18 protein-coding genes and 1 riboswitch are annotated in these 21,815 nt (G+C 48.5%); of the genes, 2 read left to right on the top strand and 16 right to left on the bottom strand.

All coding sequences use genetic code 11. The features are described from left to right. Window positions 1–472: 472 nt before the first annotated feature. The gene (locus tag Psfp_RS12200) at window positions 473–1,435 is read left to right on the top strand and encodes a helix-turn-helix transcriptional regulator (RefSeq protein WP_134218820.1); all 963 of its coding nucleotides are present in this window, start codon (window positions 473–475) and stop codon (window positions 1,433–1,435) included. 283 nt (window positions 1,436–1,718) lie between these two features. After that, window positions 1,719–3,287 (top strand): DVU_1551 family NTP transferase, encoded by a 1,569-nt coding sequence (locus Psfp_RS12195; RefSeq protein ID WP_134218819.1) that lies wholly within the window; start codon window positions 1,719–1,721, stop codon window positions 3,285–3,287. Between the two features lie 198 nt (window positions 3,288–3,485). Here Psfp_RS12195 and Psfp_RS12190 read toward each other — a convergent pair whose 3' ends face one another. The 16 genes from Psfp_RS12190 to tsaD all read right to left on the bottom strand — a co-directional run bounded on the left by Psfp_RS12190 (window position 3,486) and on the right by tsaD (window position 21,796). Beyond that, window positions 3,486–3,689 (bottom strand): TOBE domain-containing protein, encoded by a 204-nt coding sequence (locus tag Psfp_RS12190; protein WP_134218818.1) that lies wholly within the window; start codon window positions 3,687–3,689, stop codon window positions 3,486–3,488. Window positions 3,690–3,872: 183 nt separating this feature from the next. Beyond that, on the bottom strand, window positions 3,873–4,670 hold the full coding sequence (gene larC / locus Psfp_RS12185; protein WP_134218817.1) for a nickel pincer cofactor biosynthesis protein LarC: 798 nt from the start codon (window positions 4,668–4,670) through the stop codon (window positions 3,873–3,875). Continuing rightward, window positions 4,667–5,506, bottom strand: a complete 840-nt coding sequence (gene larB / locus Psfp_RS12180) for a nickel pincer cofactor biosynthesis protein LarB (RefSeq protein WP_134218816.1) — start codon at window positions 5,504–5,506, stop codon at window positions 4,667–4,669. Before larB ends, larC begins: the two co-directional genes overlap by 4 nt. Window positions 5,507–5,843: 337 nt before the next feature. After that, entirely contained in the window at window positions 5,844–6,869 is a 1,026-nt protein-coding gene (locus Psfp_RS12175; protein ID WP_134218815.1) for a hypothetical protein, read from the bottom strand. Then, window positions 6,853–9,063 carry a DUF1156 domain-containing protein gene (locus Psfp_RS12170; protein ID WP_134218814.1) on the bottom strand — a complete coding sequence of 737 codons (2,211 nt, stop codon included), beginning with the start codon at window positions 9,061–9,063 and terminating at the stop codon, window positions 6,853–6,855. The genes Psfp_RS12175 and Psfp_RS12170 overlap by 17 nt, the downstream gene beginning before the upstream one ends. A 195-nt stretch (window positions 9,064–9,258) precedes the next feature. Next, complete coding sequence (locus Psfp_RS12165; protein ID WP_134218813.1) at window positions 9,259–9,474, bottom strand: KTSC domain-containing protein; 216 nt, start codon at window positions 9,472–9,474, stop codon at window positions 9,259–9,261. 209 nt (window positions 9,475–9,683) lie between these two features. Continuing rightward, window positions 9,684–12,377, bottom strand: a complete 2,694-nt coding sequence (gene fdhF / locus Psfp_RS12160; protein ID WP_192895414.1) for a formate dehydrogenase subunit alpha — start codon at window positions 12,375–12,377, stop codon at window positions 9,684–9,686. Between the two features lie 12 nt (window positions 12,378–12,389). After that, a riboswitch (molybdenum cofactor riboswitch) is annotated at window positions 12,390–12,510 on the bottom strand. A 16-nt stretch (window positions 12,511–12,526) separates the two neighbouring features. Further along, complete coding sequence (locus tag Psfp_RS12155; protein WP_134218811.1) at window positions 12,527–13,456, bottom strand: 2Fe-2S iron-sulfur cluster-binding protein; 930 nt, start codon at window positions 13,454–13,456, stop codon at window positions 12,527–12,529. A 13-nt stretch (window positions 13,457–13,469) separates the two neighbouring features. Further along, window positions 13,470–15,323, bottom strand: coding sequence for an NADH-quinone oxidoreductase subunit NuoF (gene nuoF, locus Psfp_RS12150; protein ID WP_134218810.1), 1,854 nt, complete (start codon window positions 15,321–15,323; stop codon window positions 13,470–13,472). A 14-nt stretch (window positions 15,324–15,337) separates the two neighbouring features. Next, the gene (gene nuoE / locus Psfp_RS12145) at window positions 15,338–15,772 is read right to left on the bottom strand and encodes an NADH-quinone oxidoreductase subunit NuoE (protein WP_134218827.1); all 435 of its coding nucleotides are present in this window, start codon (window positions 15,770–15,772) and stop codon (window positions 15,338–15,340) included. Window positions 15,773–15,852: 80 nt separating this feature from the next. Further along, window positions 15,853–16,317: a hypothetical protein gene (locus Psfp_RS12140; protein WP_134218809.1), complete on the bottom strand. Its 465-nt coding sequence runs from the start codon at window positions 16,315–16,317 to the stop codon at window positions 15,853–15,855. Between the two features lie 184 nt (window positions 16,318–16,501). Continuing rightward, window positions 16,502–17,419, bottom strand: a complete 918-nt coding sequence (locus Psfp_RS12135) for a formate/nitrite transporter family protein (protein WP_134218808.1) — start codon at window positions 17,417–17,419, stop codon at window positions 16,502–16,504. Window positions 17,420–18,075: 656 nt separating this feature from the next. Then, the gene (locus Psfp_RS12130; protein WP_134218807.1) at window positions 18,076–18,654 is read right to left on the bottom strand and encodes a 5-formyltetrahydrofolate cyclo-ligase; all 579 of its coding nucleotides are present in this window, start codon (window positions 18,652–18,654) and stop codon (window positions 18,076–18,078) included. A gap of 88 nt (window positions 18,655–18,742) precedes the next feature. Further along, entirely contained in the window at window positions 18,743–19,174 is a 432-nt protein-coding gene (locus Psfp_RS12125) for an ACT domain-containing protein (RefSeq protein WP_134218806.1), read from the bottom strand. A gap of 89 nt (window positions 19,175–19,263) precedes the next feature. Beyond that, a complete protein-coding gene (locus Psfp_RS12120) occupies window positions 19,264–20,622 on the bottom strand; it encodes a DUF512 domain-containing protein (protein WP_192895413.1) in 1,359 nt (452 codons plus the stop codon). Window positions 20,623–20,740: 118 nt separating this feature from the next. After that, a complete protein-coding gene (gene tsaD / locus Psfp_RS12115) occupies window positions 20,741–21,796 on the bottom strand; it encodes a tRNA (adenosine(37)-N6)-threonylcarbamoyltransferase complex transferase subunit TsaD (RefSeq protein WP_134218804.1) in 1,056 nt (351 codons plus the stop codon). Between the last annotated feature and the right edge of the window lie 19 nt (window positions 21,797–21,815).

The following is a 21,815-nucleotide window of genomic DNA, read 5'->3' as shown; positions in this document are numbered from 1 at the left end:
TTTTGTTATACTAAAGATTATAATTACCTACTCCAAACAGGGATGCATGTATTATGTTAAAAACATCATAACATGACACAACATGAAATGCGGCTCACTTTTTTATCAATCATTTTTTAGCTAGTTAATACACTCCCCTCTGTAATCATTACAATACCGTATGACACCATACAATACTAAACATAATGCTACTACCAAATAATAAAATAATCCGTAGTGCTTGTCAATATGGCTAGCTAAATTACGTATCATTAATTTTTAATAATTCAGCCCCTTACAAAGAACACTCTTTATCTTAAAGCCAGTATTAGGAAATCTCGTTTATAAGCTCAGTTTATTAACATTAAGGAAATTTCTTGCTAAATAACTGTTTACCACCCCGTAAAAACAAATTTGACACTACAAAAAATAATTATCAAATTAATAAAAATAAGATATAATAAATAGCAGAATAGCTGGTGGAGGAATACCTGTGAAAGAAGATTCTTCTTTAACTCCCGAAGAAGTAGCAAGCACACTAAAAATTGCCAAGAATACAGTATATGAATTGATAAAACGGGGAGAATTGGCGGCTTACCGTGTTGGCCGTAAGATTCGGGTTGATCAGAAAGATGTTGAAGCCTATAAAAACCTGGGGAAAAAGCTGGAGTCAACGGCGGCGCCATACTCCGCCGCTGCCCGTTCACTTCCTGCAACAGCGCCGGATATTGAGGAACCGTCCTCTAATCTGCAAAGAATCGTAATCTGCGGCCAGGACGTCCTTCTTGACATTTTGGCCCGCCACCTGGAGCGGCATCCAAATGGAGTCGGCGCTCTCAGACACCATGTGGGAAGCTTTAACGGCCTTTTGGCTCTTTACCAGGGAAAGGTCCACATGACCGCAGTCCATCTTTGGGCCGGGGAAAGGGATCTGTACAATATCCCCTACGTTCGCCGCCTGCTTCCCGGTATTCCAACGTTAATAGTACATTTAGCCTGCCGGATGCAGGGATTTTATGTGGCCAAGGGCAATCCCAAAGGGATCAAGAGCTGGCAAGATTTAACCCGTCCAGGAATACGTTTCATAAACCGGGAAAAGGGCAGCGGCACCCGGGTCCTATTAAACGAGCAGTTCCGGCTCCTGGGATTGGACAGCAGCCAAATTAACGGCTATGAAACAGAAGAGTTATCCCACCTTACCGTGGCGAGCGCTGTCGCACGGGGGGAAGCCGATGTGGGCCTGGGCATCGAAAAGGTGTCCCTGCAAGCTCGCGGGATCGATTTTGTGCCCTTGCAAAAAGAACGCTATGAACTGGTGATGAAGAAAGAAGATGCGGACAAGCCCCAGTTCCAAGCTGTACTTGAAATAATACAGTCCCATGAGTTCAAAAAAGAACTCCTGGGACTGGGGGATTATGATGTGACCGAAACAGGCAAAATTGTAGCTGAAGTATAATTCAAATCAAGTAAAATAGTTACTTAAAGGCCGGTTGACCGGTCTTTTTTATTGACTGTAAAGTCTGGTCGATTTGACAAAATACACAATGTCCTGGCTATTTCACGCATAAAAAAATCACCTATAACTTATATTCATCGCACAGCTTACCGAGTAGATTGACAGCAACCAAATTATATCTTATTATATTTATATCACGTCATTTAGCGTTATGTTATGTTATGTTATGTGTCTTTTCCATTAGAACTGTCCATTGTTTTAAATATAAGGTGGCGAAATAGCCGTGATTTGTGATGCTGACGGAATTGCAGCCATAATACTCGCTGCAGGTTATTCTTTTCAGATGAGGGAATTCAAACCTTTATTAAAACTCGGAGATTTTACTGCTGTCGAACATGCCGTACGGTGTTTTTTTCAGGCCGGGATCTCCGATGTAAGGGTAGTGGTAGGCTACCGGGCGCTTGAAGTTATAGACGCGTTAAAAAACTACGACGTCAGAATAATTATTAATAACCATTTCAATGAGGGTATGTACTCCTCGGTGCAGGAAGGAGTTAAGACTCTGGAAGCGGAGGTACGGGCTTTCTTTATCCTGCCTGCGGATAACCCCCTCGTCCGTGCTTCCACAGTGAATAAAATACTTGCCCGTTACCACTCAGCAGGTAAACCGGGCATTATATATCCAGCTATAAATAGCCTGCGGGGACACCCGAAACTTATTTCAGCTAAGTACATAAATACGATCGTGAATACTTCTTACCCTGATGGTTTAAAGGGACTATTAAAAAATTTGGAACATGATGCTGTAGATGTGGAGGTTACGGACGTAGCCGTTCGGCTGGACATGAACACACAGGAAGATCGCCGTTTCCTTTTGAACCACCTGAACAATCGAGCAGCTATCACCTTTGATTCATGTTGTCAAATTTTACAAACAATTAGAGTCAATCCGTATTTTCAGGCACATTGCTATCTAGTAGCAGGTCTTGCTCTGGCATTGACTAATCATTTGAATAAAGCAGGCGCATTTCTGGATGTTGATACAATTCTTGCCGGAGCCTTGCTGCATGATGTTGTCCACTGTCATAAGGAGCGCGCCCTGGCTAATTCGCTGCTTCTTGCAGACATGAGTTATCCCCAGGTCGCTGAGATTTCTGCTGTCAATTTGAGCAAAGAGGTTTCTAAAAGCAAACCGCTTTCAGAATCAGACGTGATTTTTCTAGCGGACAAAATGGTGATGAACCAGCAAATTATTTCCATCAGCGAATATTTTACTACACTACTCAAAAAGCACGGCCGCGACAGGAAGACCCGCCGTGCCATACTTCGCAAACTGAAGCAAGCTGAGTTGATCAAAAAGAAAGTTGAAACAAAAATAGGCCGCCCAATAGATACAATTAAGCTGATAGACTCAATTAAACCCAATACTGCGTTACCAGACAACACAAAGGCGGCAAGCCGTCCAGCTGAACACAAGTATACCCGTTTACAGGATTTATCCAACAAAGCAAACTCTGGTTCCAAAACCGGCAGTAAGCTTTGTCTGGAAAAAAATGGGGTAGTTTTCGATGAAGTCCTTTATACTATATTGACGCACATTGACTTCTCCGGCTCGATGGTCCAGACTGCAAGGGAATTGGGGATATCCTATCGCTCGGCCCTGGGTAAAATTAAGACGGTGGAAGACAGCTGGAGAATCCTGCTGATCCACACACAGGTAGGCGAAGGAACCAGACTAACGCCACTCGCACAGGAGCTTTTACACAAATTTCGCTCAGTGAAACATGAAATTGACCATTTGACACAGGAATTAAATATGAAGTCCACTACAAGCCTAAAATTGCCGCTATGACCAAAGCATCAATATTTAATAACCCCTTGTGCGCGCCGCCGCCCGGTATTTCAGTGTTAAACTGAAGCGGCGCCAAACATACCATCAGCGCTTGCAGAATGAGTCGATTCCCCTTTATTACAGGATGAACGCGGTATACAAAAGCCCTTCATTTAATATAGGTCAAATGAAGGGCTTTTGGGATGTTTAAGAAGGAATCTATTTACCAATTACTACAGAACTTGCTTTGACTAGCGCGCTTACTTCGTCACCAACCTTTAAGTTCATCCTTTTCACTGAACCAGCTGTAATTGTTGAACACATTTCCTGTCCGCCTATATCAAGGAGCACTTCGGCATTAATTTCATTTGTTTTAATGTCCTTGATGCGGCCCTTTAGATTGTTACGAGCACTGAGTTCCATGGTGTTCCCTCCTGATAAATTGTTTCCATATTATTCGCAGCTATTATTTACAATGTGGGAATATTTATGCATAAAAAGGAAATTTGGACGCGCTGTTCTTTAATGGACAGCGCGTCCAAGAAACCGGAATAACCTGATAATAGGTCCCTTGACATATATTTTTTGACTGTCTTGGGCACGGGGCTACGTGTGTAAATGCCCGTGCTGGTGCGGGTGGCTGCTCTCACCATGCTTGTGTTCATGAGGGTGATGATGCTGCTGGTCATGTTTATCACCAACAATCAACCTCAATATATTTGGGCGCTCCATCACTTTTTTGCCGGACCCATAGCCCACCTTTTTCACTACAAGCGCCGGCATATCAATAAAAGCTTCCGCCAGGGTGGAAATGAGGGCGGCCCCGGTTGGAGTGACCAGTTCGCCTTCAATACCTGCCCCATATATAGGGACGTCATGCAAAATTTCAAGGGTTGCAGGGGCTGGTGAGGGGATTATCCCGTGCATGCATCTGATAAAACCTTTGCCCATGGGCAGTGGTGAAGCATATACCCGCTGCACCCCAAGCAAGCTAAGACCAAGCACCGTACCTACAACATCCACAATAGCGTCTACGGCGCCTACTTCATGGAATTGGACTTGCTCCGGCGCGGTATCGTGCACAGTCGCCTCCGCTATAGCCAGGCGGTCAAAGACGGCTTTACTTTTTCCCTTTACCCTTTCAGGCAGTTCGCTATTGTCGATAACCTGCTTGATGTCTGCAAGACGCCTTTCCGGCTGTGGCTCATCCAGCATATCCACAAAGATATTAGCCGCTGTTATACCACTGCGCCTGACCTTTTCACAACGCAGGACATATCCCTGCACAGAAAGCTTGGTTAACTCCTCTTTTAAAATATCAAAATCAACCCCGGCGCTGATTAAGGCGCCCAGGCACATATCCCCGCTAATCCCTGAGAAACAGTCAAAATAGGCTATCTTCATACGTTCGCCCTCTTTATGTCACGCAGCCCGGTACCGGATGGGGAATTACTTTCCTCAACCTCCATGAGGGCCGCGCCAACTTTTTGTTCAATCATCCGGGTAATGGCATTGGCCATAGCGGCTGCGCCAAAACCGTTATCAATATTTACCACGGACATACCAGTGGCGCAACTGTTAAGCATACATAAAAGCGCGGCAAGCCCGTTAAAGCTGGCTCCATACCCAACACTGGTTGGCACTGCAATAATGGGCTGGTCAGCCAGCCCACCCACCACGCTGGCCAGGGCGCCCTCCATACCCGCGACAACTATGATTACATCTGCCCAGCGGATCAAGTCCAGTTTATCGAGGAGCCTGTGAATACCGGCAACGCCGACATCATAAGCGCGCTCCACGTGGTTGCCCATTATTTCAGCGGTAACGGCAGCCTCTTCGGCCACTGGAATATCAGCTGTTCCGGCGCTCATGAGCAGGATGTTGCCTTTCTTTACCGGGGGCTCGCCGCGGTGTACGACGATGGTACGCGACAGTTCATGATAGACGGCGTCAGGATAAACTCCCTGCACCGCTGCAAAAGCTTCTTTGGTGGCGCGGGTACCCAGGATGCTCCGGCGCCCCCCACAGAGGGCATCAAAAATCCGCGCGACCTGGTCCACGGTCTTGCCCTGGCAGAAAACAACTTCAGGAAAGCCCTTGCGCAGAGCACGATGGTGGTCTAACATGGCAAATCCCAGGTCTTCATAAGGTAGGTCTTTAAGAATGTTTAAAGCCTCTCCCACTTCAACCTTATTATTCTTTACATCATCCAGCAATTGGCGAAGCTCGTCTTTTCCCATTTACAAATTTCCCTTACCATTTTTAATCTGGAAGTTACACCAAACCATAACCAGCTTGTGAAAAGGCTGTCCATAATCCCCGCTGATTTATTTTACACACCCACACCTTATAATATAGCTAAAGCATAAACTGTTGCTGGTGTAATACAACTGATACTTTTATTAGGAATAAATCAATATCATCCTTGCCAGGTAATGTATTCAATGTAACATATCCCCACTCTCCATACAACATAAGAAGACCAGGCTTTGCTTAAGCCTGGCGGCTGGGATGATATTCAATTTCAACAATAATTGTTAATTCCCTTCCATTAACAAAAAAATAAAACTGGTCAGGTTATTTTGTTTTAAATTCGCTCAACCTTGTAAATTCCACAAGGGCGTCCAGTGTTTTTAGTGTAAAAACCTTACCTCTTGTAGCAATCAATAACTTTTTCATATCCTCACGACGGACACCGAACCCACGCCCACCGATACAAGCAATAACTTCAAACTTAGGGGTTCTTGGATTTCCTGCTAAACTAATAGAGGCAAGATGTTGCACACGAGTAACTTTATCACGCGCCGTACCGTCATCTTCAGTAATCTTAGCCTCGATAACTACCTGAGGATTAAATTCACTCGGTATTATAAAATCCGGGGCCTGGTCAAATCCTGCAATCCGTTCCGCCCTCTTTGTTTTCCTGTAACTAACACCGGCCTTGGTTAATACCTCTTCAATGGCCGATTCAAGACTATCGCCAATCAATTCGGAAACTGAGTCCCTGTGTCCGGCAAAAGGTCGCCCCAAGAATCGTTCATATAAAAGCATGGCATAAGGTACCCCCATACTTGACATCGTTCTTATAGCAGATGGGCCAGCGCTTGTATCTGCCTTATCTAATCTATGAATTTTATCCGATTCAACTTCCGGAACCGGCGAGTTAAGTAACTGGCAAGCAGTTTCTATTAAAGCTTCCACTCGTTCTTTTTTAATGAGACCGCTACCTAATGGTGTCAAAGGCGCCATGCGAATATTTCTGTCTAAAGTTCGAACGAAACCCTGATTTATTTCGATACCTGTACGTTGTGTAGTTACATAAGCCCATTCCGGGGGAGTAAATCCAAGCATTGCCCTTAATACGATAATAATCATCGGATTTTGAAAAGCAGCCCTTGTTATAGGGACCGGCGCGATATTTTGGAACCCGTTTGTTACCCGCTTTAATACTTCATAACCTGTCTCAAATACGGTATAGTCGATAAACCCATTGCCTTTAGGCAGTACCAGGAACTCTGATTCAAGGCAGGAGAAGACAGCGGAAATGTATACATCTGGATTGGCTTCAATAAAGGTGAACGGCACTTCAAAAGGATATTTCATCTTCTTCTCCTCCATAAGATTCTTGTTTTTCATGAGCTATTAAACTTTGATAACAGGGAGCGTTTGCCAAGACATCTGACAAAAATCTTTCAATAGAAGGCCAACCCCCGAGTTTATTTATAGCCTGTGCCACCACCTTCATCTTCTCTGATGCTGACACATCTATATCCCAATTCTTGCGTAAGTTCCAAACAGCTAAACGGATAAGATGACCGTAAGCTATGCAGCGTATATCACCATGCGTTAACTTGACGTTACCTTTTAGAATAAGCTCCAAATCTTCCCTAACCAATTCAGCTATTTCTTGGGACTTGGATACTATGGTACGCCGTGGGACTGTACCAGTTGAGCGGCAGACAAAAACCGTATCAATTATTGATGAACCTGTCCCGTTAATGTGAATAGAAGCACCCATCTCTGCCGGACAGGGGATTGAGGCAGAACAAGTCAGTCCAGCATCAAGGATTGCAACTGCAACAGGTAAATATGCTTCAATTTTATTGTGATGGTAGGTAAAGACTAAAGGTGCCCCCTCTTTTAACGAACACGCCACTTTTGCAAAAATGGCTGCCATTCCTTCGGTGAAATGTGAAAGTCCCCGTTCCATCGTAATATTGCCGGTTAATTCTTCTATGTCCCTTGTGGAAGATTTATTAAATACTCCACTAGTATCTATAGCTAACCGGCGCAGCCATACATAACAAAAGTCCATCAATTCAGCATACTGTACATTGGCAAAATAAGGTGGATCGGTTATTACAGCATCAAGAGACTCGGGGGGTAAATCAATGAAGGTTGAACTGCAGCAATGAAGCGCAACATTTCTATCTTCCGGTGACATGGAAGTGTTACGGTGTTCTCCAATCCATTCTCCTCTGATCGCTACTTGAACTTTTCTCCCGCCTTGATGCCGAATTTCAAAGGGATTAGCACAGTAGGCTTTAGCATGATCATACTTAAGAATAATATTAGACCAACCACCGCTTCCAATGTTTGATCCTTTTTCACCGTTCGGGATACCGAGCAGATTGGACTCACACTGCATCAGTCCAACTGGAAAGCCATGTATTGAAAATATATCAAGTGATTTCAGTGCCATAGAATCGTAACGGCAGAGCATGTTCTGGTAGCGAAGCAGATCAGAAAGATTTGTTGCTAATGCATTTCGAATCTTTTCCTCAGAATGTCCAGAAATAGCCTGGCAGCTTAATTCCAAACCTAACAACTGCCGCTCATTAAACATCTCACGGTATCTCCGGTAACCCCATCTTAGAAGGCGGTCGGTTTCATCACCAGGCGGGATCTCATCGTCAGGAACAAAGCTAGGGTTTAATCGTCTCCAAGTTTCAGAAGCTATCTCATATTTCTCTAGATCTTCCCGGTCCGGTTTTTTGAAGAACCTGCCCTGATGGTTGGGCTTACATAAAGGACAGTGATACTCTATTGCTATCATACGATGTTGAGGAGCGCCATCTAAAGGCTTAGGGTAGATATTTATTTTCCCACAATGAGGGCACTCGCAACGGTTGCGAGTGGCCGGCCCGTTAATTTTTAATACCACACCACAAGCATGACAAAAACCAGGTTGTTTCCTATCCTCCACCTCATTCAATTCCCCGCAAGCAGAACAAATGATCACATTTTTTGGATGGCGCTGATTCCCTGCAAGCAAAAACCCAGGCAACAAATCATAAATGCTCCCGCACTCATCACATTTTAGTGTTTTTACCCAGATGAAATACTTGACATGAGCATTTGGAGAACCGCACTCCATGCAAATAGTTCTATAAAAGGAGCCAACTTCATTTTCCAGTCGTTGTTGAAGATCAACTGCCGCCTTACGATATGACTCAAGGTCAAGATGTTCAATCTCCTGGCGAACGATCCAATACGCCATTGGATTAATATCGTAGCCGGTAATATCGCACCCAAGCCGATTGGCTTCAATTAGCGGTGTCCCCCCACCCATAAACGGATCAGCTATTTTAATACCTTTTAAGGTGTGTGCCTTATAAAAATTATCCTTTAAAGCACCTTCAACAAACTCAGACAACAAAAGCCCCCGGAATAAGGTGCCGGGGCGTCTGGCAAACCATTTATGTACTGCAATAATTGGGCGATAATTCTGTTGGATTTGTTTTTCATAAAGGGCTAAATCAGAAATAAATGGGATGTCAAAATCTTTCTCAATCATTATTTCCCTCAGAAATCCTTACTTGTTCTTGTCTTATTCGCTAACCTAAACCAGCTTTCCTGCAAAAGTTTTTTCAGTTGCTGTATGCCCTTTATTGAAACTTTCTGATTCCTAAAATTAGGACTGATTCCAGTAGATTATTATGTTAGATAAATCTTACCCAAAAGGAAATATTATAAAATAACTCTTATTTAATCAACTAACTTTCATATAAGAATAACCTGCCTTTTTAATATATTGATTACAATAACTACCTTTGGAGCCTGCATTCATCAATTCATTATAAACTTCTTCCGGTACACCAAAATACTGGTAAATACCACTCTTAATAAACTCGATTTCAAGAGTTAATGTTTCACTCTCATATCCTACTGATGCTAAATTACTTGATTCAACCGGAATTCTAATCATTTTTTCTCCTCCTAAGTTAAAAGTTTGTTTATCGACATATTATTACATTTAACCATTCTGAAAGAAAGAATATTTCCTTCAACAGTTACTATTAGCAGAACAATTGCTAACTTCAAACATTGTTTACCGCCAAACACACTATGAGATCTCTAAATCTAAAAAGAAACCGGCTCCCGTATTATATGGGAGCCGGTTTCTTCAAGTAATACTTAACTTGCCTTCTCTACCTTCACCGCGCAGACCTTGTATTCGGGAATCTTGGAGATCGGGTCGCGCGCCGCGTTGGTTAACTTGTTGATCGGCACATCCGGGTATTGGAACGAGGTAAACACCATACCCGGCATTACAATTTCAGTAATTTTGGCAGCCAGTTCCACTTCACCGCGGCGGGAGGTAACCTTGACCTTGTCGCCTTCCGCGATCCCCAGCTTGGCAGCGTCAATGCAGTTAATCTCAAGGTATTCCGTCGGGTAGAATACCTCCAGGGCGCCGGTCCGCTGGGTCATGGTACCGGTGTGGTAGTGGTATCTCCTGCGTCCGGTGCTGAGGATGAGCGGGTACTCCTCATCGGGCATTTCGTTGGGCGGAATATACTCCACCGGGTGGAACTTGCCCAGCCCGCGACCGAATTTGCCGGCGTGGAGGAACTTGGTGCCGGGGTGCTCGGGTGTCGGGCAGGGCCACTGCAGGCTGCCCTGTTCCAGCCTGGCGTAGTTGATGCCGCCGTAGGACGGGGTGACTTTGGCTATCTCTTCCATAATCTCACTGGCTGAGCCGTAATTCATGGGATATCCAAGCGCATTAGAAACCATGCAGATAATTTCCCAGTCGGGCTTGGCCTCTCCCGGCGGCTCGACTGCCTTGCGTACGCGCTGGACACGCCGCTCGGTATTGCTGAAGGTGCCGTCCTTCTCGGCAAAGCTTGCCGCGGGCAGGACCACATCGGCCAGCTGCGCCGTCTCAGTCAGGAAGATGTCCTGCACTACCAGGAAATCAAGCGACTCCAGGTTGTGCGCGGCATGGTTGGCGTCAGGATCCGACAGGACCGGGTTCTCGCCCATGATGTAGATAGCTTTTACAGATTTACCTGCTTCGTCGATAATTTCACCGACAGTTAAGCCCGGCTTGGACGGGAGCTCGTCAACACCCCAGGCGGACGAGAACTTGGTCCGGTTCGCCTCAAGAGCCACCGGCTGGTAGGCGGGGAAGAAGGCCGGCAGCGCGCCCATGTCGCAGGCGCCCTGGACGTTGTTCTGGCCGCGCAACGGGTTAACCCCGCTGGACTCCTTGCCGATCTGGCCGCAGAGCATGGTCAGGTTGGCCACGGCAAAGACGTTGTGCGTACCACAGATATGCTGGGTCAGACCCATGGTGTAGAGAATAGTGGCGTTTTTAGCCTTGGCGTAGCCTCTGGCTACTTCCTTGATGGTTTCTGCCGGCACGCCGGTTATTTCCGCAACATAGTCGGGCGTGTACTTGGCAACTGTTTCTCTTAGCGCTTCAAAATCCTCGGTGCGCTCTGTTACAAATTGCTTGTTCCAGAGATCCTCGGCAATAATCACGTTGGCCAGGCCGTTTAACAGAGCTATGTCGGAGCCGGAATTAATCTGCAGGTGGTAATTGGCCAAACCGGCTATTTCAGTCTTACGGGGGTCAACCACAGCCAGGGTGGCCCCTTTTCGTAAGGCTTTTTTGACCTGTATGCCGATGACGGGGTGTCCTTCGGTGGTATTGGTCCCGGTGGTAAGGATAAAGTCAGCATCGGCAATTTCCTGGATGCTGTTGGTCATAGCGCCGCTTCCAAATGCTGCCGCCAGACCGGCGACAGTAGGAGCGTGTCAGAGACGGGCGCAGTGATCGATACTGTTGGTACCGAGCGCTGCGCGCGCCAGTTTGTTCATTAAATAGTTTTCTTCGTTGGTGCAGCGGGCGGAGGAAAGGATGGCAATGGCTTCCGGACCGTAGCTGTCCTTAACCGCGCCAAACTTCTTGTTCACCAAAGCGATAGCTTCATCCCAGGTAGCTTCCTCAAACTTACCGTCCTTCTTAATCAGAGGCTTCTTCAGACGGTCCGGGTGGTTGATAAACCCGTAACCGAAGCGGCCTTTGACGCACAGGGCGCGCCCATTGACATCACCTTCGGTTGAGGTGACCCCGATAACCTTACCGTCCTTGACATTAAGGTCGAAAGAGCAGCCTACACCGCAGTAAGGACAGGTCGTGGTTACTTTTTCTATTTCCCACTTGCGGGCTTTGCCGAGCATCCCTTTTTCGCTTAGGGCGCCGACCGGGCAAACTGATACGCAGTTGCCGCAAAAGACACAGTTGGATAGATCCGTGTCGCTATAGGTCGAGCCCATGGCAGGGGTGACAATGGCATTAAAACCGCGGAAAGCAAAGTCGATTACGTTATTGCCCTGAATTTCCTGGCACATCCGGACGCACTTGCCGCACAGGATGCACTTGTTCATATCCCGCACGATAAACGGGTTGTCATCTTCGATCGGGTAGCTGTGTTTTTCCCCCGGGAAAGCGCCGGCCTTGACCCCATAATAGTAGGCGTAATCCTGCAGCTTGCACTCACCGTTCTTGTTACAGGTAAGGCAGTCCTCGGGATGGTTGGCCAACAGGAGTTCCAGGTTGGTCTTGCGCGCTTCTAATACCGCCTCTGAGGCGGTGTATACAACCATGCCCTCGGTGGCCTCGGTCACACAGGAGGCCGGCAGGTTGCGGGCGCCTGGTATTTCCACCACGCAAATACGGCAGGCGCCAGGTTTGCTGAGTTCCGGGTCATGGCAGAAGGTGGGGATGAAGATACCCACACTCTCTGCGGCTTCCAGGACCGTGGAACCTTTCGGCACCGTGACCTGGACACCGTCTATGGTAAGCGTAACTGTTGCCACCATTAATAACCTCCCTTTAAGAACTTCACTCCTTTCCAAATTGCGGGAGGCGCAGCAGTTTCCCACTGAACCCTATCGGCCAGCTATCATGCCCTGTTGGTTTAGATAGTATGGCTCGGAGTTCATTTATAGAGTTAAGCAGTTAATCTTTATTTCTCCAGCTCTTTGAGCTTGGCTAGTACATCTTCCAGCTCCAGTGCTTCCGGCCAGGATACTTCAACAAACTCTCCGTCTTTCTTGAGCATTGGAGCAAGCGGCTGGTCGCTGTAACGCAGCTCCATACCGAGCCGTCCTTTAAGGCAGAGCGGTCGCCCTTGCCCCGGCGCTTTTGCAGTCACACCGATAACCTTGTCGCCCTTATAGTTGAGATCAAATTGGCAGCCGGACTCACAGAACGAACAGGTAACCTGTTTTTTCGCAATTTCATAGGTCCGGCCTTTACCGGCCAGGTTGGTGTAGGTAAGCGCCCCAACCGGGCACACCGCCACGCAGCGGGCGCAGGATACGCAAATGGATTCAGCCAGACTGGTATCCATGGCCGGCGCCACCTTGGTCTGGAAGCCGCGGTAGGCAAAGTCTATGACCTGGCGGTCCTCCACCTGGGCGCAGGTGCGCACACACCTGCCGCACAGGATGCACTTATTCAAATCCCGGGTGATATACGGGTTTGAATTGTCAAGAGGATAGCTGTGCTTCTCACCCTTAAAGCTCGACTGCCCGACGCCGTAGCGGTAAGCATAGTCCTGCAGCCGGCAGTCTCCGTTTTTGTCACAGGTCAGGCAGTCCATGGGATGGTTGGCCAGCAAGAGTTCGAGAATGGTCTTGCGTGCTTCCACTACATCGGGTGACTCCGTCTCAACCACCATGCCGTTGGTAGCTTCCGTAACGCAGGAAGCCATCAACGAACGTGCTCCTTTAACATTAACAACACATATGCGGCAACCACCATAACCCGGGATTTCCGGGTCATGACAGAAGGTGGGAATAAAGAAACCGGCTTCCCTGGCCGCGTCCAGTACCCTGGTCCCAGCCGGGACAGTCACTTCTTTGCCATTGATGGTAAGGGTTACGTTAGCCAATTTTCCCCCTCCCTTACGCTTTGACTATGGCGTCAAATTTACACTTGTTAATGCAGGCGCCGCACTTGATACAGGCAGCCGGATCGATTGAGTGGGGCTGTTTCTTCTCGCCGGTGATGGCCGAGGCCGGACAGGCTCTCAAGCATGCGCCGCAGCCTGTGCATTTCTCCGGAATGATTGTATAGACCAAGAGGGCCGCGCAGACTCCGGCCGGGCAACGTTTATCGACGATGTGCGCCACATATTCATCACGGAAGTATCTCAGGGTACTTATAATCGGGTTCGCGCAGGTTTGTCCAAGCCCGCATAATGCTGATTTTGTAATCACAGTGGACAGCCGATCCAGGGTATCGAGGTCCTCCATAACACCTTGACCGTCGCAGATTCTATGCAGGATCTCAAGCATCCTTTTGGTCCCCTCGCGGCACGGGGTACATTTGCCGCAGGACTCGTTCTGGGTAAAATTCAAGAAGAACTTGGCCACGTCAACCATACAGGTGGTTTCGTCCATGACCACCAGACCGCCGGAACCCATCATGGAACCTGCTTCTGTCAGCGATTCATAATCAATCTTAAGGTCCAGTTTTGATGTGGGCAGACAGCCGCCGGAAGGCCCGCCGCTTTGCACAGCCTTGAACGTCCCGCCGCCCTGGATACCGCCGGCAATGTTAAAGATAACTTCTCTTAAGGTAATGCCCATGGGAACTTCGCACAAACCAGTGTTGTTTACTTTACCGGTCAGGCAAAATACTTTACTGCCCTTGCTCTTCTCGGTACCCATGGCCGCGTACCATTCGGCGCCGTTCCTGAGGATGAAGGGTACGTTGGCGTAAGATTCCACGTTGTTAAGACAGGTCGGCTTCTCCCACAAACCCGAATTGGCAGGGAAAGGCGGGCGGACACGCGGCATCCCGCGCTTACCCTCGATGGAATTCAAAAGGGCGGTTTCTTCGCCGCAGACGAAGGCGCCGGCGCCGGCCTTGATTCTAATATGGAAGTTGAAGCCAGAATCCAGGATGTTCTCACCCAATATGCCAAGCTCTTCAGCCTGGGCGATGGCCAGGTTGAGCCGGCGGATGGCCAACGGGTATTCAGCCCGGCAGTAGATGCACCCCTCGTCGGCGCCGATAGCGTAACCGGCGATCATCATACCTTCCAGTATTGCGTGCGGGTCACCCTCGAGCACGCTGCGGTCCATGAATGCGCCCGGGTCACCCTCGTCAGCGTTACACACGGCATATTTCTTATCACCTTGGGCATTATATACAAATTGCCATTTCATGCCGGTGGAGAAACCGCCGCCGCCACGGCCTCTTAAACCAGATTTCTTAACTTCATCAATGACCGCCTGGCGTTCCATACCGAGAGCTTTTTCAAGCCCCTCGTAACCGCCGGTGGCAATGTATTCACCAATATTTTCAGGGTTTGTCCGGCCGAGGCGGGAGGTAACTGAACGGACCTGCTTCTCGTAATAAGGGGATTGTTCCATTATGTCAATGCCTTCGTAAGGAGTGGCCTCGCCGGGAATCTGGATGGCTGCCCACTCGTACACCGGCGTCTTATTCACGACGTGGCTCTCAAGCAGCTGGGCTACTTTATCCGGGAAAATATCTCCGTATACAACACTGGCAGTGCCCGGCAGGGCTATTTCAACCATCGGTTCCCGGTAACACATACCGATGCAGCTGGTGAAGTCAATATCGATATCCAGACCACGGGCTGCAACCTCTTCTTTAATGGCCTCCATTACCTTTCCACCGCCGGAGGCGATGCCGCACGTCCCCAGACCTACAACAATACGGGGACGGCTGAGCTTCTGTTTGTATTCTTCCTGAAACTTCGCACGCAAATCGTTTAAATTATTCATACTCTCCCACCCCCTTATTCATAAGTATCCAGGATCGCCCCAACAGCCTTGGGATTAAGCCGGCCATGCGTATCATCGTTAATCATCATACAAGGCGAAAGGCCGCAGGCGCCGATACAGGCCACGGTCTCCAGGGTAAAACGAAGGTCTTCTGTTGTTTCCCCGTGCTTAATTCCAAGGTGATCCTGAACGGCTTGAAGTATTTTAGCGCCGCCCCGCACGTGACAGGCAGTGCCGAGACAAATGCGGATTATATTGCGGCCGCGCGGTTTGAGGTGGAACTGGGCATAAAAAGTAACCACCCCGTATACTTTGCTAAACGGCATATTCAGTTCCTTGGCGATTGACTGCAGTACGTCTTTCGGGAGATATCCGTATATGTCTTGGGCTCCCTGCAGTACCGGGATGAGACCCCCTTTGTAATTACGGTACTTGTCCAACAGTTTCATAAACTCTTCTTCATGGCTTAATACCACTTTTTCACCACAGGCGCAGGCTGACAATAGCTGTTCCTCCTTTCGATTCGCTTTTAACGGTTTAATTTCTGAATCTTAACACCCCATACGATTTTTTCTTTTTTCACCCCAAAGGAACGCAGGTTTCCTGCCGCTTCCACCCGGTCCCCTATCTTGATATTCTCACGCGGCGCCGCAAACATAAAGACCTTGATTTTACCACTGTTATCCTTAAGTTGAAAATTTGGGCGGTTTAACCATTTTAGCGCAGTCGCTTCCACGGTGCCTTGCAGGCGTACCGGAGTTCCCGCGCCTAACTTTGTTAAGTCCCCGATCGGGTATAGTTTGAAATCCCGCATATCCACCCGGTCTGCCTGGCGCATGTTCATTTGATTAAGAATTAACGGAATAGCCGCCAACAAACCGAGCATCGGCAGCGCTGTGCGGAGGAGGGCCGGATCAGGATTAACCGCATACGAAAATATTACCAGAACCGTAGCCAAACCCAAGCTGATACAGGCCGGTACGGACATCCGCATTGAGAATACTCCTTTCCGAGTAAGAAATGTCTGTTTAATACACAATAGATAATAACTGGGAAAAGCCGTTCCAAAATGCAGGGATATTGCCGCCATGCAGTTTCAAAACCGCCCTTTTGTCAAACATTGAAGCCGTCTTACTCCAGTTGCAGGCGCTAGATATAAGCGCCTGCAACCATAATACTTATTTCATTAGATCTTCCGGGAATTCGTTACGGAAGGCGAAATAATAAACGAAGCCGACGAAAATCATGCCGCCCACGATGTTTCCAAGGGTAGCGGGAATGATGTTCCAAAGCCACACATCACCCCAGGTCAGCCCACCAAATTTGTGCAGGAGGGGACTCCAGTAGGTGACTGTTCCATTCGCTGCTGTTGTTGATTTGTCCACCAGGCCGGGGAACAACTGAGTGATCCAGAGACCGGTAGGCAGGAAATACATGTTGGCCACACAGTGCTCAAAGCCGGTGGCAACGAAGGCCATGATCGGGAACCAGATACCGAAGAATTTGCCGATGAACTCCTTGGCGGTAATACCCAGCATGATGGCTACGTTAACCAGGAAGTTACAACCGATAGCCGCCAGGAAACATGACCACAGACCGATACTGCCGACTGACTTGTAGGCCAGCGTTTTACCCACTGCGATTGCCACCGCGTTGAGCCCGAAAGCATTGGGCTCGGCGGCGCCCAATGCGCCCTGAGTAAAGGGACCCCAAACCATGATATAAGCGTAAGCCAGTGAGCCGATTAAGTTGCCGATATAAACCCAGAGCCAGTTATTTAAAACCTTGCCCCAGCCGATCTTACCCTGCAATACAGACAAAGGCCCTAACATCGCGTCGCCGGTAAAGAGCTCCATACCGGTGAGCACGATGGCAATCAGGCCTACCGGGAAGACTGCGCCCCCGATGAATTTTGCGAATCCTGCGCCCAGTAAAGGAGCGACTCCAGTTCCGGCAACCGTACACAATGCGGCCCCGACCGCGATATAAGCGCCGGCCATGATGCCGCGCAACAAGAGCTGTCCAACCGGTAAAGATGATTTGTATCTGCCGACGTTACCCGCCAGGCAGACTGTAACTGCGGGAGGATTAGCCATAGATGAACCCCCTTATAATAATATTAGATTAAAAAAACGAGCTACTCTCCACCATTGACAAGATCAACATAGACTTGCGCCGGTGTACTCTACCAACTCCCCTTGAAACAACATTAAACTTGTAGAGATAAGGACACTCAAACATGCTGAAAGAAACCCTTACTTTCCCTGCGCGCTTCACCTCCTCCCGGTAATCCATATGAAAACCTTAACCACCACCTTTCTTAGGCATCAACTAAAAACAAGCTCTTTTAGCTGAAAGACCCATGGTTGGATTTATACCCCATGAATGCCTTGAATTGTAAGCGGAAAAACACAAAAACACTTCTATCAAGATTCCTTAACAAGGGGGTGCGCCTATATTAACTATTTAAAGTTAAAGGGTATAAATAGAAAAGCCGGCAATTAATTGCACACGCAAAAAATTGCCAGCCTATCGTTGTTCGATTCAGCTGCTTCTTTTTTTAAAATATTTAAATAATTTTAAACTATGGTAGCATATTAATGTATAAATGTCAAATCCACAGTCTTGGTGTTATGTCAACAATACAACTCTACAGCATTGACGATGTACCTTCATCCCCAATATTGCTTTTTGTTCATTATGGTTTAGATTATTCATTAATTAGGGCCATATTATTCTATTTAGTTCAACCTTAAGAGCGCTTGATTTCAATCACCCGGTCTTCTGTCAGCAGATAGTTAACGGGTACATCATGAGGACGGCGTTCCAGCCGGGTTAGCACCTGAAGCTCAAATGAAAGGCCAACGGATACGGCTTCAGGTTTGATCAAAAGCAAAAAACGGTCATAAAATCCGCCGCCATAACCCAACCGGTTTCCTTCCAGGTCGAACGCCACGCCGGGGACTATCACAAGATCGATTAATGCCGGGTTGCAAAGTCGCAGGGAGCTCGCCTTAGGTTCCATGATCTGCAACGGCCCGGGCGCAAGGTCTTCCGGATATTTCACCAAAAGTGACGGTATTATACGCCGGTGGGATGCGTCAGTTGCCGGGACAACAACTCTCTTGCCGTCCGCCATAGCCTGACGGATCAACCCGTCAGTTTCGACCTCGTTACGAAAATGCAGATAGGTCATTATAGTTGACGCTTTCCGGTATTCTTCCATCTCCAGCAGCCGCTCGATGACCATTTTGCTTTTTTTGGCAACCTCGCCGGGGGTCAAAGCACGCCTGCGTTTCAGCAAGTCTCCTCTAATTATGCCTTTTAACACCCGCACTGCTCCTCGACATTAATTATTCTATTTAACATAACCTCTTAACATAACCTCTTTTGAACCGGCGCCGATAATTGGGAAAAGACTACAGTTGATAAACCTCGTCTTCGCTAAGGATACGGGTACCGCTTTGCTGGAGTACTTTAATGGCCTCGTCAACCTGTTCTACCCGGAAAACTACCAGGGCGGCGCTGGAGGCCTTTTGTACAAAGGCATACAGGTACTCGATATTTATCCCCGTCTTCTCCAGAGCCTCAAGCGCTACGGCCAAGCCGCCGGGCGTATCAGCTACTTCTACGGCGATCACATCGGTGGCGCTGACAGTGAACCCCGCATCCTTAAGTACTCCGTATGCCTTTTCCGGTTCGTTCACGATTAACCTGAGGATGCCGAAATCGGTAGTATCAGCAATTGACAGAGCCCTAATATTAATGCCATTTTCCCCCAACACCCTGGTTACTTGGGCCAGGCGACCGAACTTGTTTTCCAGAAAGATGGATATTTGCCTGACTTTCATACCCTCTACCCCCTTTTAATAGTATTTTAGTATTCAACAGAAGGGTTTCAGTTCCCTGCCGGGTAGTGTCACTGACACAAAAAAACACCTCATATTGCCTCCATTGGAATCCCGAACTCCTCTTCAAGCCGGGTGTAAGGTGTTGCGGTCAGGTCACTGCCGGTCCGGTCGAAGGCCAAACCGGGGAGCAGGACTAAATCAGGCTTGCCGGTGGTACTTGCGGCCAGGTGTTTTCTTAAACAATCACCCATATCGCCAACCGTAAGCAACCCTGCCGCCCGGATCGAGCCCCCAAAGAAATGGTTTTCCACCTCGAGCGTTTCGACATCGGCCCCTTCTTTCCAGAATCGCTCCAAACCCTGCCGCAATACCGGAGCGGCCAGTTGTGAGGTTAGCAGCAGAACGGTCCGGGCACTGCGCCGCCGGGCCACCCTGGCCATATCATCGATCAACCCCGGGTCGAGGTCATAGTGCATGACCAGCCCTGACCTTTCACCACGGTCTTTGCGGATGCAAAAAGCAATGGGCGGCTCACTTCCCCTCTTTACAGCCACTTCAGGGTTCGCAGCCTTGAGGATCCTCCCAAAGGCCTGGACCCTGGAGTTGACACCGGAACCGTTAACCTCCATGATCACATCCCCCGGCTTTAAGCCGGTCCTGGCAGCAGGTGAACCGGCGATCACCCCCGCTACTTCCGCCTCCAGGCTGCCAATAAAAGGCGGCTCGGAGATAATGGGTATATTTATTATCCTACGCAGGCGGGAGATAAAACTTTCCAGTTCAGCCCTGAGCGTCCGGCTAAATTGCAGTTCCGGCGGTGCGAACCTGGAAAATCCGGGCTCGAAGACCCGCAGTGTCTCTGCTTCATGCCAGGAGAGATATCTGATGGTGTTCTCCAGATCATCCCAACCAGTCAAGTGAGGCATTGCAACAACACTGCCGTGAAATGGAATCCCGTATTTCTTAAGCAATCTCACACTGTTGACCGCGGCTCCGGCCTGATTGTCCCCTAATAAGAAATTCCTGTTGAGCTCTCCCATACAATTCAGAGAAAGGTTGATCGTAATATTCCCCAGGCGCCGCAATAGATGCGCCATGTCCTCATCGAGGAGAATGCCGTTGGTGGTAAGGCGGACGGGTGTGCGGGGGAAAGCCGAGCGAAGCAAACGAAGGATTCCGGCTATCTCCGGGTGTGTAAAAGGTTCACCTTCAATAATCCGGGTAACCGACTCCCCGATAACAATCGGCCGCGCCGGGTCAATAAAAGGCAGCGCATTTTTTATGGAGGCAAGAGTTCTGGGCGGAATACGGTACACCCTGACCTCAGGCGGATTAAAGCGGTGCGAGCAAAAAACACAGCGAGTGTTGCACGTTGAGGTAAGAGGTAAAATATTTCCATCAACAACGCAGTCCCTGATGGAGTTTTCTGCCGAATTTATTTCACCCACAAGAAGACCCCTTGTATTATAAGTTATTAACAGACTTATGCACATTATCCACAGAATAAGTCATCCACAGAACCCCTGTTTTTAGGACAAACGTCCCAAATTTTCTATGTTTTTCGATCTAACCATGAAGTATTTTCCCCTTAAAATTACCCTCGTACCTTTCCTCTCCGAGTTTCAAGTCGGGCACAGCGTTAAGGGTAAGAGGCGCTGTGGCGCCTCTCAGCAATTTATAATAACCGGCGCAGGCAACCATGGCGGCGTTGTCCGTACAGAGTACAGGAGGAGGTACCACCATGCGGTAATTACTGCCGGCGGCCCTTTCGGTGATGGCGAGCCGCAATCTGGAATTGGCGGACACCCCTCCGGCCAGGAGAATTGTAGAAACGCCTGTATCTTGCGCCGCAGTAAAGGTTTTGTCTACCAGCACGTCGATTAAGGCTTCCTGGAAAGACGCCGCCAGGTCAGCTTTGTTAATCTCTTCCCCCCTCTGCTCTGCACGCTGAAGAGTGTAAATAACAGCTGATTTGAGACCGCTAAAGCTGAAATCCAAGCTGCCTTCCTCCAGATAAGCTCTGGGCAAGCTTATGGCTTTAGGGTTACCTTCCCGTGCCAGGCGGTCGATCAAAGGACCGCCCGGGTAACCAAGACCGATGACCCGGGCAACCTTGTCAAACGCTTCACCCGCGGCATCATCCCTGGTCCTGCCGATCACGCGGCAATCACCGTGTTTGGCCATGTAAACCAGGTCGGTATGGCCGCCCGAAACGATCAGGCACAGAAGAGGGAAGTCGAGCCCTGGCTCACACAGGAAATTGGCATAAATATGCCCTTCCAGGTGATTGACTCCCACTAGCGGTATATTCAGCCCGTAGGCTATGGCCTTGGCGGCAGAAACCCCGACCAGAAGAGCTCCGACCAGCCCGGGTCCATATGTCACGGCCACGGCTCCCAGATCGTCAAGGGTGAGGCCGGCGGCGGTAAGCGCCTCCCCCACTACCTGGTTGAGCAACTCCAGGTGCTTGCGTGAAGCCACTTCAGGAACAACCCCGCCAAATTTACGGTGCACATCTATCTGAGAGGAGATGATATTAGACAAGACCTCCGTACCATCTGCCACAACCGATGCCGATGTTTCATCACAGGATGTCTCCAAAGCCAGGATAAAAACACTCATATAAGTTACACGCTCCAAA

The sequence above is a fragment of the Pelotomaculum sp. FP genome (genome assembly GCF_004369245.1).
GTDB lineage: Bacteria > Bacillota > Desulfotomaculia > Desulfotomaculales > Pelotomaculaceae > Pelotomaculum_C > Pelotomaculum_C schinkii.
Note: the sequence above shows the minus strand (reverse complement) of the source record. Positions and strands in the feature narration are given on the sequence as shown.

Bases quoted from the DNA above. Each gene is read 5' to 3' on its own strand.
- nuoF (WP_134218810.1), bottom strand. From the start codon at position 15,323: ATGAATAATTTAAACGATTTGCGTGCGAAGTTTCAGGAAGAATACAAA.
- larC (WP_134218817.1), bottom strand. From the start codon at position 4,670: ATGAAGATAGCCTATTTTGACTGTTTCTCAGGGATTAGCGGGGATATG.
- Psfp_RS12170 (WP_134218814.1), bottom strand. From the start codon at position 9,063: ATGATTGAGAAAGATTTTGACATCCCATTTATTTCTGATTTAGCCCTT.
- Psfp_RS12175 (WP_134218815.1), bottom strand. From the start codon at position 6,869: ATGAAATATCCTTTTGAAGTGCCGTTCACCTTTATTGAAGCCAATCCA.
- Psfp_RS12135 (WP_134218808.1), bottom strand. From the start codon at position 17,419: ATGGCTAATCCTCCCGCAGTTACAGTCTGCCTGGCGGGTAACGTCGGC.
- tsaD (WP_134218804.1), bottom strand. From the start codon at position 21,796: ATGAGTGTTTTTATCCTGGCTTTGGAGACATCCTGTGATGAAACATCG.
- larB (WP_134218816.1), bottom strand. From the start codon at position 5,506: ATGGGAAAAGACGAGCTTCGCCAATTGCTGGATGATGTAAAGAATAAT.
- Psfp_RS12140 (WP_134218809.1), bottom strand. From the start codon at position 16,317: ATGCGGATGTCCGTACCGGCCTGTATCAGCTTGGGTTTGGCTACGGTT.
- Psfp_RS12165 (WP_134218813.1), bottom strand. From the start codon at position 9,474: ATGATTAGAATTCCGGTTGAATCAAGTAATTTAGCATCAGTAGGATAT.
- Psfp_RS12125 (WP_134218806.1), bottom strand. From the start codon at position 19,174: ATGAAAGTCAGGCAAATATCCATCTTTCTGGAAAACAAGTTCGGTCGC.
- Psfp_RS12190 (WP_134218818.1), bottom strand. From the start codon at position 3,689: ATGGAACTCAGTGCTCGTAACAATCTAAAGGGCCGCATCAAGGACATT.
- nuoE (WP_134218827.1), bottom strand. From the start codon at position 15,772: ATGAAACTGTTGGACAAGTACCGTAATTACAAAGGGGGTCTCATCCCG.